Origin of the sequence: Flavobacterium psychrophilum, from assembly GCA_001708385.1 — a bacterium.
GTDB classification, from domain to species: domain Bacteria; phylum Bacteroidota; class Bacteroidia; order Flavobacteriales; family Flavobacteriaceae; genus Flavobacterium; species Flavobacterium psychrophilum_A.
Genome location: CP012388.1, coordinates 3286015 through 3298821, shown reverse-complemented (window position 1 = coordinate 3298821; position 12807 = coordinate 3286015). Strand labels below are relative to the sequence as shown.

The 12807-nt window shown below is 37.8% G+C and carries 14 protein-coding genes, 1 tRNA gene and 1 pseudogene; 9 read left to right on the top strand and 7 right to left on the bottom strand.

Annotation, left to right across the window (positions count from 1 at the left end; all coding sequences use genetic code 11):
• Positions 1-105: 105 nt before the first annotated feature.
• The 3 genes and pseudogenes from ALW18_14545 to ALW18_14535 all read right to left on the bottom strand — a co-directional run bounded on the left by ALW18_14545 (position 106) and on the right by ALW18_14535 (position 2267).
• A pseudogene (locus ALW18_14545) lies at positions 106-381 on the bottom strand (hypothetical protein).
• 125 nt (positions 382-506) lie between these two features.
• Positions 507-1631: a molecular chaperone DnaJ gene (locus ALW18_14540; GenBank protein AOE53629.1), complete on the bottom strand. Its 1125-nt coding sequence runs from the start codon at positions 1629-1631 to the stop codon at positions 507-509.
• A gap of 36 nt (positions 1632-1667) precedes the next feature.
• Positions 1668-2267, bottom strand: a complete 600-nt coding sequence (locus tag ALW18_14535; protein AOE54431.1) for a molecular chaperone GrpE — start codon at positions 2265-2267, stop codon at positions 1668-1670.
• A 119-nt stretch (positions 2268-2386) separates the two neighbouring features.
• On the opposite strand from ALW18_14535, the gene ALW18_14530 reads away from it, so the two are divergent.
• Positions 2387-3109: a hypothetical protein gene (locus tag ALW18_14530; protein ID AOE53628.1), complete on the top strand. Its 723-nt coding sequence runs from the start codon at positions 2387-2389 to the stop codon at positions 3107-3109.
• A gap of 46 nt (positions 3110-3155) precedes the next feature.
• On the opposite strand, the gene ALW18_14525 is transcribed toward ALW18_14530, so the two are convergent.
• Together ALW18_14525 and ALW18_14520 are read right to left on the bottom strand one after the other, a co-directional pair.
• The gene (locus tag ALW18_14525) at positions 3156-4061 is read right to left on the bottom strand and encodes an NAD-dependent epimerase (protein ID AOE54430.1); all 906 of its coding nucleotides are present in this window, start codon (positions 4059-4061) and stop codon (positions 3156-3158) included.
• An 80-nt stretch (positions 4062-4141) separates the two neighbouring features.
• On the bottom strand, positions 4142-4594 hold the full coding sequence (locus ALW18_14520; GenBank protein ID AOE53627.1) for a thioesterase: 453 nt from the start codon (positions 4592-4594) through the stop codon (positions 4142-4144).
• Positions 4595-4740: 146 nt separating this feature from the next.
• Between ALW18_14520 and ALW18_14515 the strand changes: the two genes are divergently transcribed.
• The 7 genes from ALW18_14515 (at position 4741) to ALW18_14485 (ending at position 10571) form a co-directional block, all read left to right on the top strand.
• A complete protein-coding gene (locus ALW18_14515; protein ID AOE53626.1) occupies positions 4741-5196 on the top strand; it encodes a hypothetical protein in 456 nt (151 codons plus the stop codon).
• A gap of 238 nt (positions 5197-5434) precedes the next feature.
• The gene (locus ALW18_14510; protein ID AOE53625.1) at positions 5435-6187 is read left to right on the top strand and encodes a hypothetical protein; all 753 of its coding nucleotides are present in this window, start codon (positions 5435-5437) and stop codon (positions 6185-6187) included.
• Positions 6188-6250: 63 nt separating this feature from the next.
• Complete coding sequence (locus ALW18_14505) at positions 6251-6583, top strand: PadR family transcriptional regulator (protein ID AOE53624.1); 333 nt, start codon at positions 6251-6253, stop codon at positions 6581-6583.
• A gap of 2 nt (positions 6584-6585) precedes the next feature.
• On the top strand, positions 6586-8370 hold the full coding sequence (locus ALW18_14500; GenBank protein ID AOE53623.1) for a phage-shock protein: 1785 nt from the start codon (positions 6586-6588) through the stop codon (positions 8368-8370).
• A 15-nt stretch (positions 8371-8385) separates the two neighbouring features.
• Positions 8386-9117: a hypothetical protein gene (locus tag ALW18_14495; protein AOE53622.1), complete on the top strand. Its 732-nt coding sequence runs from the start codon at positions 8386-8388 to the stop codon at positions 9115-9117.
• A gap of 86 nt (positions 9118-9203) precedes the next feature.
• Positions 9204-9653, top strand: a complete 450-nt coding sequence (locus ALW18_14490) for a hypothetical protein (protein AOE54429.1) — start codon at positions 9204-9206, stop codon at positions 9651-9653.
• Between the two features lie 81 nt (positions 9654-9734).
• Positions 9735-10571: a hypothetical protein gene (locus ALW18_14485; GenBank protein ID AOE53621.1), complete on the top strand. Its 837-nt coding sequence runs from the start codon at positions 9735-9737 to the stop codon at positions 10569-10571.
• Positions 10572-10804: 233 nt separating this feature from the next.
• Here the strand turns inward: ALW18_14485 and ALW18_14480 are convergent.
• Positions 10805-10882 (bottom strand) — tRNA-Pro (locus tag ALW18_14480).
• 169 nt (positions 10883-11051) lie between these two features.
• On the opposite strand from ALW18_14480, the gene ALW18_14475 reads away from it, so the two are divergent.
• Positions 11052-12005: a thioredoxin reductase gene (locus ALW18_14475; GenBank protein ID AOE53620.1), complete on the top strand. Its 954-nt coding sequence runs from the start codon at positions 11052-11054 to the stop codon at positions 12003-12005.
• Positions 12006-12081: 76 nt separating this feature from the next.
• Here the strand turns inward: ALW18_14475 and ALW18_14470 are convergent, their stop codons facing one another.
• Entirely contained in the window at positions 12082-12474 is a 393-nt protein-coding gene (locus ALW18_14470; protein AOE53619.1) for a hypothetical protein, read from the bottom strand.
• Positions 12475-12807: the final 333 nt, after the last annotated feature.

Here is a 12807-nt window from a genome sequence, read left to right as displayed (position 1 = left end):
AAACAGTTTTACATTTTTTTCAATTACATCAAACACTAACTTTTTAGCGCTATCAGATTCTTCAAAATTACCAATAACACCTCCTTCAATACGGCCTGCCAAAACATACATAAAACCTAATGTCAATAAAATCAGATAAAAGATATTGTAGTATTTTATCCTTTTACCTTTTATATAATCTAACGCAGCATAACCTGGCCTCACAAATGTTTCCTTAAGCGTAAAAAACATTCCTTTATCAATATGCCATACACCATGTACTAAATCATGTGTCAAAAAATGTTTAGCTGTTATTCTATGAGTGTTACCGATTTGTCCGCACTCATGGCAAAATTTACCATTAAGTTGAGTATTGCAATTCAAGCAGTTAGAATTATGCATAAGCCTTAATATGAGTTTGAAACAAAAAACCCACCCTTATTTGCATAAGGATGGGAAAAATTGCTATGAAAAAGAAAAATTCACTAAATGAATAGTGAATTCCAAATATATAAATTTATCTTAAATTATGAAAACATATCCTTAACTTTTTCAAAAAAAGATTTTTCGCTCTTTTCGGGCTTCGGAATAAAGTTTTCATCTGTAAGCGCATTCTCGAAAAACTGACGCTGTTCTTTATTTAAAGTCTTTGGCGTCCAAACGTTTACATGCACCAGTAAATCGCCCGTACCGTAAGAGTTTACACTAGGTATACCTTTACCTTTAAGCCTTAAAATTTTACCAGACTGAATGCCTTCTTCAAGTTTAATTCTCACTTTTCCACCTACAGTTTCAATATCTTTAGATGTACCAAGTGCAGCTTCTGCAAAGCTAATATACAGGTCAAGGTGAAGATTTTCGCCCTCACGCTTAAGTGTTTCATGCTCAACTTCTTCTATTGCTACGATAAGATCACCTGGAATACTGTTGTTGCCCGGAGCATCGTTACCCTTACCGCTAACTTTTAACTGCATACCATCTGTAACACCCGCAGGTATTTTGATTGATACCGTTTCATCTTCCATTATCATACCCTGAGCATCGGCATGATTTGGTTTAGTTTCAATGATCTGGCCTGTACCACCACAAGTATGGCAGGTAGCAGCAGTTTGCATCCTACCTAAAATAGTGTTGGTTATTTTCATTACCTGACCGGCACCATTACAGGTAGGGCAAGTTTTGAACGTAACACCTTTAGCCTGAACTTTACGTTTTACTTTTACTTTTTTCTCAACGCCATTGGCAACTTCATCAAGCGTAAGTTTTACTTTGATACGAAGATTGCTTCCTTTCATCCTGCGCTGGCCTCCGCCTCCGCCGAAACCACCAAAGCCTCCGCCACCAAAAGCACCACCGAATATATCGCCAAACTGGCTGAAAATATCATCCATGTTCATACCGCCGTGACCGCCGCCAAAGCCACCAGAACCATCAAAAGCCGCCGAACCATATTGGTCAAAACGTGCTTTCTTATCCGGGTCGCTTAATATCTCATAAGCTTCTGCAGCCGCCTTAAATTTCTCTTCAGCTTCTTTGTCGCCCGGGTTTTTGTCTGGGTGGTATTCAATAGCTTTTTTACGGTACGCTTTCTTTATCTGATCAGCAGTAGCGTTTCTGTCTATACCTAATATTTCGTAAAAATCTTTCTTCATTTTAACTGGTTTTAACCGTATGCTTACAGGTTTAAATTAATTACCAATAACAACTTTAGGGAAACGTATAATTTTGTCGCCCAGTTTGTACCCTTTTTCCACTACATCTACAATTTTACCTTTAAGCTCCGGAGACGGCGCAGGTATTTGTGTAATAGCTTCAGCAAAATCTGCATTGAAAGCATCACCTGCTTTTAACTCAACCTGCTCAAGGCCTTTAGACACGAGAGTATCTTTTAATTTGTTGTGTATAAGCTCTACACCTTTTAGCAATACCTCATCTTCAGATTTTGCTATTTGTACCATTGCCCTGTCAAAATCATCCATTACAGGCAATAGCGCCTGAAGTACTTCCTGGTTAGCTGTCTTGAAAAGATCAAGCCTTTCTTTAGAAGTTCTTTTTTTATAGTTTTCAAATTCAGCAAACAGTCGTAAAAACTTATCTTTTTCTTTAGCAAGATCCTCGCTTAGTTTTTCTTCAACGGTAAGTTCTTCTGCAGACCCAACACCTTCAGTATGCTGTTCGGTTGTAGCTTCAGTTTCGTTTACTATTTCTTCGTTGGTTAAGTCTTTTTCTACGTTTTCAGAATTCTCCTGGTTCATATTCTTATTCTTAAATAATTTCTTAAACATTATTTTGTTTTCGTTCGCTTTAGCGAAATGCAAAAGTATTGCCAAAACCTATAAAATGTCAAATTGTCATTGCTATTTTTCTTATTTTTAAACGTAGCGTATCAAAACGCAAAATTTAATCCATGAAAAAGCAGTTATACATAGCAATCTCCGCAGTTGTCTTATTCGGAGCTCACTCCTGCCGTAAAGACAGTGAACCTAATCCTGTGCCTATCACCGAAGCAGAACCGCCAAAACCTGTAGCCCCGGCATCTGTAAAATATAGTGTTGATACATTAACGTCTGTCATCACATGGAAAGGCACAAAACCCACAGGAAACCATACAGGAACGATAACGCTTAGCAATGGAAACATTTTTGTAGAAGACAGCCTTGCCGAAACCGGTAAATTTACCCTTAACATGACAAGCATTACAGTAACCGATAGCAAAACGACAGGCAAAGACAAAGTAAACTTAGAAAATCATTTAAAGGGAATTGGCAGCGGAAACGAAGACCATTTTTTTAATACAGTAGAAGTTCCGAGGGGGAACTTTGAGATTACGGCTATAATAAAAGGATCTGTAAAAGATACCATACAGGGAAACTTAACTCTAAAAGGTATCACCAAAAATATTGCGTTTCCGGCAACAATTGTCATTAACGACTCTTTAGTTACACTTAACAGCGACAGCTTTAAGATTAACAGGACACTATGGAATATTAATTACAATTCTAAAAGTGCCATTGATAATCTCGGTGACAAATATATTGATGATGATATCGAGCTGAATGTAAAAGTAGTTGCTAAGAAAGCAAAAAAACAAAATATAAGAAGGGCAAAAGGCAGAAGATTAAAGTCCTGATTAACAGAATACAACTTATTTTTTTTTTTCGACTATTCTATTGCACTTATGCAAGTTCTTCTTTTAATGCTTTCTCTAACGAAAGATATTTAAACTGGTAACCTTCGCCTATAATTTTTTTAGCGCTGACATTCTGGCTGTCAAAAAGCAGGGTATGCATTTCGCCCAAAACCATTTCCATGGCAAATTTAGGTATATTAGGCAAAAAGTACGGTTTATCCATAGCTTTTGCTATCTGTTTTGTTAGTTCCTGATTGTTTACCGGAAACGGAGCCACGGCATTATATACGCCTTCCAACTCTTCATTAAGTATATAATAGTAAATACCCGCAAGATCGTTAAGATGGATCCAAGACTGCATTTGCTGGCCAGTGCCAAAAGCAGCACCGAGTCCGTATTTTGTAGGGACTGCCATTTCCTTAAGCACACCACCTTTACCCGAAAGCACTAAGCCGGTTCGCACTTTGGCAACTCTAATACCCAATTGGGCTATGCGGTCGACTGCCTTTTCCCATTTTTGCACCACCTGGCTAAGAAATGAGTTATCAAATTGGGTTTCATCTTCTGAATATACCTTATCAAGACTGCTGGGATAAATACCTATTGCTGACGCAGATATAAACTGATGCACATTATGTGGCCTGTTTTTGAGCAGCCCATAAAGCACGGAGGTTGAAAGTATACGGCTTTCCAGGATTTCCTGTTTGTAGGAAGCTGTCCAGCGTTTAGAAATAGAAGCCCCTGCAAGATGTATTATAACATCTACATCTTCCAGGCAAGTTTCGTCGATATCTCCTGTATTTGGATTCCAGTAAAAGCCTTTATAGTTGGCTTCATCCTGAAGTTTATTTTTTGAAGTAGTTAGATAATGGATATGAATTCCATTTTTAAGGAGCAGTGATACAAGTTCTGTCCCAACAAGCCCGGTAGCTCCCGTAATTAAAACTTTCATATCTAATTTTTTAGCATTCTCAAATTTAAACGCAAAGCGCATTATAACTATGCTGTTTAACTAAATATTTACATAAAAGATTATTTCACTTTAATGCTCCATTCAAATTCCATGTGCGAAACCTGATCGCCTGCTTCATCTTGCCCGATAGATGTCATCCAGAAGGTTTGGCCTTCTCCGGTAGCAATGGCAGTTTTAATTGCTTCTTCTATAAGATGCCCGTCGTTACAGGAAAAAGTTATCCTTCCCTTTGCTTTCTTGCTAAAGTTCCCTTTATTATTTGCCACCAGCATAGAAATTTTTCTTCCACTTTTTTTAATGTGATACATAACCAATGCACCTGTGGTAAGTTCGGCAGCCATGGCCTGAACTGCAAAATACATCGAGTTAAAAGGGTTTTGATTAAACCAGCGATGCTTTACGGTTGCAGCACACGAAGTCTCAGAAATTTGCTTTACACGTACCCCGCTCCAAAAAGCAGATGGCAGTTTAAAGAACAGGAAGCTATTAAGTTTAGATGGTGTAAATTCCATTGTCCATTGATTTTACTGCTAAAATACAGATAATTACGCAAACTTTAAAATGTTAATTTTTTGTTAAAACTTAGTACTTTGTATTGCACAATACCTGTCAATAGACATATATTTGCATAGAATATTAATAGACATAAACCTCTACTATGGAAACTACAGCAAACAGAAACACGTCAACCCTACTGCACCTTAGTGCTTTAACGCAGTACTTTTTCCCGTTAGGCAACCTGATATTCCCTACTTTGATATGGAGTTTTAAGAAAGATGAGTCAGAATTTGTAGATCATAATGGTAAACAAGCTGTGAATTTTCAGTTGAGTATATTACTTTATACACTTATCCTGGGTATAGTAGCGGTAATAATTTTCATTTACAGGCTTCTGGATCAACTTAGTTTTAATATCGATTCGGGTAACGATGACTGGGTTATCAATCAATTCTCAATGGGACAGATAACAGGATTAGTAATTATTGGCATCGTAGCAATCGGACTTGCCGTATTACTAAAGGTAGCGGAGCTGATACTTATATTGTACGCAGCTGTAAAAAGTAACAATGGGGAGCGTTTCAATTTCCCATTAACCATAAACTTTTTAAAATAATAAAAAGATACCATTGCCTGCCGTTTTTATATCCTTGCTTACAGCATGCGATAAAAGTAAAAGCCAGATACACTACGGTTAAAAGTTATAGGACAAAAAAATTAAACAGGAGTTCAATCATCAATCAAATCAATCAATCCCCTGCCCCTCATCAAGGCAGTTAATTAAAAGGAGTTCAATCATCATCACAATCAAAATCAAAATCAAAAAACGAACAGTTATGAAACAATTAGCATTTATGGCAGCATTAGTCCTTACAGGATTTGCAGCAAAAGCACAAACAGGTGAAACAAGAAAAAGTGAAGATTTCAAAGCACTTGAAGTTAAAAACGGTATAGAGGTAATTGTTACGCAAAGTAACGAAGCTTCTTTGAGAGTAGAATCGGATACACCAAACAACATGAATAACATTGTAACCGAATATAAAAGAGGTATTCTGAAAATTTACATGAGGGAAGCTGACAACCAACCGGCTGCAATACATGGAAAAGCTAAAGTATTTGTATCGGCTAAAAACCCGGATACGTTTAAAGCTGTTACAGGATCATCGATTACCATTAACGGCAGGCTGAATGTAAATACACTGAATGTAAGGTTAGAAACAGGATCTTTTTTTAATGGGGAGGTAGAAAGTGCTGAGAAATGTATTTTAAATGCTGACTCAGGCTCTATGTTCAGGGGAATTGTAAAAGCCAATGCTTTTGCCGCCAGGATTACGGGTGGTGCCAGTGTAAAAATTTCAGGCTACGCCGCTGCAGCATCTATATCATGCAATAACGGATCGATGCTTGCCGGAAAGTTTATCTGCCAGAATGCAGAAGTAAGAACATTTAATGCATCTACAGCATTTGTAAATACAATAAAGTCTATTAATGCCAATGCCGATGCTTCATCATCTATTACCTATTATGGTGAACCGGCAAATGTAAATTTAGGCGACAATACCTATGCCGTAAAAAGAGATAATCTTAAATTAGCTCTAAACAATTAGTATAGAGCATGGTATGGGCAGATGAGAAGAATTAAGAAGAGAATTAAAAAAACATGAAATCTAATGAATATTGAGAACACAAAGGCCCAGATGCGTAAGGGTGTTCTGGAATTCTGTATACTATGCGTTTTAAAAGAAAAAGACGCTTACACATCAGAAATACTGGATACGCTTAAAAACGCAAAGCTGCTTGTGGTTGAGGGAACGGTTTACCCACTGCTTACAAGACTTAAAAACGATGGACTCCTAAGCTACCGCTGGGAAGAATCAACATCGGGCCCGCCGCGAAAATATTACGGCCTTACCGATGAAGGAAGAGATTTTTTAAAAGAACTTAACATTACCTGGACGGAATTATCCGATGCAGTAAACATATTAACCCGTCAAAAAGCATAGTCATGAACAAAACAGTTAGTATAAATTTAGGAGGTTTTTACTTTCACATAGATGAAGATGCCTACCAAAAACTTAATCGCTATTTTGATGCTATAAAACGTTCACTTTCTGCCGATACCAGGGATGAAATTATGAGCGATATTGAAAGCAGGATAGCCGAACTGCTTTCTGAAAAGCTTAAAAGCGACAAACAGGTTGTGGGCAGCAGGGAAATAGAAGATATTATCGCTGTAATGGGCCAGCCCGAAGATTACAGGATCGATGAAGATGTAACAGGAGAAAAAGCATCGGCAGATAGAAACACTAATGATGCCTATGGCGGTGCAACCGACTACAGGTTCCTGAACAAAAAGAAATTTTACAGGGATACCGACAGAGGCATGTTGGGCGGTGTTTGTGCCGGATTATCACACTATTTAAGAATAGATCCGCTATGGCTGCGTATTGCTTTTGTACTGGCACTTACAGGTTTTGGTACGGGTATCTTCATATACCTTCTGTTATGGATACTTATACCGAGGGCAGTAACTACAACCGAGAAACTGGAAATGACAGGCGAGCCTATAAACATTTCTAATATCGAGAAAAAGGTAAAAGAAGAGGTAGACATACTTACTGCTAAACTTAATAAAGTAGATTACGATAAACTTGGACAAAACGCAAAGTATGGTGCCGAAAAAATTGGCAGCGGCATAGGCACAGTCTTTTCGGCGATATTTAAGGTAATTGCAAAAATGATAGGGGCTCTAATAGTTATAATAGCGGCAACATCACTTGTGTCATTTATCGTTCTGTTTATATCATTGCTGTTTACCGCACCATTTAAATCGTCAACATGGTATCCTTGGCTGGATGGTTTTAACTACACCGAAACACCAATATGGTTAATGGGTACAGCTGCCTTTTTCGCTGTGGCAATACCTACGTTTATGCTGTTCTTACTAGGTCTTAAAATATTAATAGACAACCTAAAACCCGTAGGAAACATAACCAAATTTACGTTACTGGGTATCTGGATACTTTCTGTAATTTTTGTTATTTACTTTGGACTGCGCCAGGCATCTGAAGTAAGCTCTGAAGGAAAAACCGTTGCGAAACATGAACTTAACCTAAACAGCGACGAGATATTACAAATTAAATTCAGGTACAATGATTACTTCTCAAAATCGGTTAATCATGATCGTGGTTTCCGTTTCAAACAAGATTCATTAGGCAATGAGATCATCTATTCTAACGATATCTCTTTTAATATTATGAAGACAGATGAAGGTAAACCTTTCATACAAATTGAAAGGCTTGCTGACGGAAGTAACTCATTTGAAGCCAGAAAGCGTGCCGAAAAAATTAAGTACGGTTTTAAATTTGAAGGAAACACCCTAACTTTAGATAATTATTTATTGTCAGACATCAGTAACAAATTCCGTAACCAGAAAGTAGAGATCTATCTTTACCTGCCTGAAGGAACGAAGTTTCAGTGTGATGACAGCGTAAAAGAATATGACAGTTCAGACAATTCATTCTTTGACCTGTGGTGGGATGAGAACGACCATATTTACGAAATGCACCAAAATAAAGTAGACTGCATTACCTGCCCTATTGAAGAACCTGTAGAAGGTTTTGAACCACCTGAGCCGCCAATGCCTCCGGTAGATGATATTGAGCATGATGGAATTGAGCATGTACGTGTTAACGCAGGTGGCAGAGGCGAAATAAACGTATCAAACAACAATATGGAGGTTCATGTAGATTTGGATTCGGTTAATGTTGTTGCAAAAAGAAGAAGATAATTTAAAAACAATAGTATGCTAAAGATTATTTCACACATCACAAAAGCAATTATACTCATAGTGGTATCTGTGCTATGTTTTTCCTGCGGAAGCGATTTTAGATCGGTAAGCGGAGACGGAAATGTTACAACACAAACAAGGCCGGTAAATTCAGGCTTTGATGCCGTATCAGCATCGGGCGGACTAGAAGTTATTATAGAGCAGGGAAGCCAGTCTATAGTTACTGTCGAGGCAGACGGGAACCTTCAGGAACATATTATAACAGAAGTTAATGGCAACGAATTAAAAATATACACAGACATGAACATTCGTAACGCTTCGAAAAAGAAGGTTACAATAGTACTGCCTAACATAATCCGCATATCGGCAGCAAGTGGATCTGAAGTGATAAACAAAGGCACATTGAAATCTGAAAGTCTTACTCTAGATTCCAGCAGCGGGTCAAACCTAAAAGCCAATATACAGGTGCGTAACGTAAAGTTGGAAACATCAAGTGGTTCTTCTTTAGAAGTGGTAGGTATAAGCAAAACCATCGAAGCACATGCCTCTAGCGGAAGTAGTCTTGATGCAGAAAAGCTTAAAACCGGAGATGCTGACGCTCATGCGTCGAGCGGAGGCTCTGTCACTATTAATCCAAGCACCAGCCTTAAGGCAGATGCGTCCAGCGGAGGAAGCGTGATTTATATAAAAGCGCCGGCCAAAATATCAAAAAAAGCATCTAGTGGCGGATCCGTTTCACTAAAATAATTATCAAAGCCTTCACAAATGTGGAGGCTTTTTAACTGCTAACAATGAAAGCTATACTATTTTGGGTAATGGTGTTATGTAGTGTCATACTTACTCATGCCCAGCAAAAAGAAACCTATCCGGCAAATGAAAAGGCCTTAACCGAAAGGATTATTGCATTAGACGCAGCAGCTTTTGAAAGCTATAATACCTGCAACCTTGAAAAGTTTAAAACCTTTTTTACAGACGACCTTGAATTTTACCATGACAAAGGCGGCTATACTACCAACGTAAACGATTTTATAGAAAACACCAGAAAGTATATCTGTAACAATCCTGACGAAAAAATTGAACGGAAAGCTGTCGCAGCTTCACTTAAAGTATATCCGTTAAATGAATATGGGGCTATTCTTGAAGGTGAACACCAGTTTTATATCATTCTGAATAATACAGAAAAACTTACCGGAAGGGCGAGATTTACACACCTGTGGCTATTAAAAGACGGCGTATGGAAAATGTCGAGAATATTAAGTTACGATCATGGCGCAGCAAAATAAAGTTATGATTTAACAGCACAAAACATCAGTAACGAACTGGTGTTTTTTTTATATTTGCCCAACCAATAATGACATTACACAATGAAAAAAATACTCCTGTTACTGGTAGCCCTGTCTTTTACTGCCGTTACATTTGCTCAGAAAAAAGAAAAAATAAAGGGATCTAAAACAGTAACCGTAGCGCAGAAAGAGGTTGAAAATTTTGAAAATCTTGAGGTTGAAGATAATATTGAGATTTTTCTATCTAAAGGCGGAACACAGAGCCTTGAGATTGAAGCTGACGACAATCTGCACGAAAGCATTATAGCCGAACTTAAAGGCACTACCCTACGCCTGTATACCGATAAAGATATTACCGGAGCTAAAAAATTAAGTGTCCGCGTTACTTATACCGATAATCTAAAAACCATTACCGCGAAGAATGAAGTAACTATCAACTCGCTTACCGATCTTCAGTTGGAAGATATAACCGTTAAAAACCTGGATTATTCTAAATCGTACCTTAATGTAAAGTCGGCCAACTTTACGTTGATAATGAACGACAAAACCTCTGCCGAACTTAATTTTCAGGGTGATAACGTTACTGTAGAGCTAAGTAAAAGTTCCCAGTTAAAAGCACTTATTGCGGCAGGTATGCAGGCAAAAATTGACCTGTACCAGAAAACGTCAGCAGTTATTGAGGGCGATGCTGCAACGGCAAAAATTCGCGTAGATAATAATGCATCATTTACCGGAAAAAAATTCACTGCTAAAAATATGGAACTTGTTGCTGAAGGTTATACCAGCTGTAATGTTAACGCATCTGAAACGATCAGTATAGCAGCATCGGGAAAAACACAGATCCAGCTTTTTGGAAAACCTAAAGTTGAGGTTACCAACTTTGCCGACAGTGCGGTATTGTCTAAAAAAGAGATGTAATACTTACTAATATAGAACACAAAAAACCGGGCTTCCATTAATGGCTGCCCGGTTTTTCACTTTAATAACTTATTCTTTAATAAGTATATTACTGTCTACCATCTCCATTCTTTTGTACGCTATAAATTTAATTATTTGCACAAAAAAACTGCACTACGGAGACTACTACATAAACAGAATATATAATAAAAATGGTTATAAATGAAAAAAGCAGAACATTTCTGTTCTGCTTTTTGTCGGGGTGGCAGGATTCGAACCTGCGACCTCCTGGTCCCAAACCAGGCGCGATGACCGGGCTACGCTACACCCCGAATTCAAAGTGGATTACTCCATTTGAGCGGTGCAAATATACCACTAAAATTGATATTTCAAAATGATAAGCTAATTTTATTTTTTCATAGCTAAAACTGATGCATTTGAGTAGTAATATTTTTAATTAAAACTTACATTTGCATACCGAATTTAAGACCTCAATAAATTATGTCTGAGACTATAGAAAAAATAAAATGCCTAATTATAGGCTCCGGGCCTGCAGGTTATACTGCGGCTATATACGCTGCAAGGGCAGATATGAAACCTGTTGTTTATACCGGTATGGAACCGGGTGGACAGCTAACCACTACTACAGAAGTTGACAACTTTCCTGGATATCCTGAAGGTATAGACGGACCTACCATGATGATGCAGCTACAACAACAAGCTGAACGTTTTGGTACACAGGTAAGAATTGGAATGGCGACAGCCGTAGAATTTAGTAAAGAACCGGGGGGGTGGCATAAAGTTACCATAGACGATAATAAAGAAGTTCACGCTCAAACAATAATTATCTCTACAGGAGCTACTGCTAAATATTTAGGCCTTCCTAGTGAGCAGCGTTTAAGAGGCGGTGGTGTATCGGCATGTGCCGTATGCGATGGTTTCTTTTACCGCAACCAGGATGTGGCAATCGTAGGGGCAGGTGATACTGCTGCCGAGGAAGCTACTTACCTTGCTAACATTTGTAAACACGTAACTATGCTGGTGCGTAAAGACTTTATGCGTGCTTCTAAAGCTATGCAGCACCGCGTCGAAAACACTCCTAACCTTACCGTGTTATACAACAGCGAGGTTGACGAGGTTATAGGCGACCAGGTAGTTGACGGACTTAGGATTGTAAACAATGTTACAGGAGATAAAACCGAAATTGCTATTACTGGTTTATTTATAGCAATTGGCCACAAACCTAATACCGATATCTTTAAAGGCCAGCTTGACATGGATGAAACAGGATATCTTATTACAGAAGGCAAATCGACTAAAACTAATATTCCGGGTGTATTTGCATCTGGGGATGTTCAGGATAAAGATTACCGCCAGGCTATAACCGCAGCCGGATCTGGCTGTATGGCAGCTTTGGATGCTGAACGTTACCTGTCTTCTTTAGAAATTCATTAATCGGCTTACTTATAAATAAAAAAAGCAGAACAGCAATGTTCTGCTTTTTTTATGTCTCGTGCCAAGGTGTCAATTATTAATTTTTTGCAATAATCTTAATTTCCACCATTTGCCCTGGTAGTGCCAACTCGCTTACGCCAATTATGCTGCTTGCTATTCTTTTAGGGTCAGCGTAAAATAATTTACCACATATCTTTCTAGCTTCAAATCCAGACGCCATATCAGTTACATAAATTACCTCTTCTACAATATCATCGTGCTTCATCCCAAATCCCTGCAAAAGGGTTCCAATATTCGCATAAGCCTGTTTAAATTGATTCTCCATACCCTCAAGAAGTACGCCTTCATTATTGTGTCCTAATTGACCCGAAGTCCAAACTGTATCACCGTTCTTTACAGCCTGAACATAACCATACACCTCTTCCCAAGGCATATTAAATGTGCTAAATTCTTTTTTCTCACTAAGCATAAATAGAAATTTAAAGTTTAAAAGAGAACAACCAACATTGCACCAATAACTTAAAATACTGAAATACAACACTGTAAGCAAAATAGAACCATATTCCATTTACTAAATAACGTCAAATTATTAAATATTTAGTAAATAGAATAAAATCAACATATTCATTCGTAAACGATATTGTTATCCTATCAATTCAATTAAAAATTATTGGCACACCTTTTGATTTTCAAAATTTGAAAAGCAATTCTGTTAATAAATCTAAAAAACGGATTGTTAATTCGATTTCAAATTTGCAATTGAGTGCTATTGCCTTTTAAATGATATTAATTTTGAGCGTTG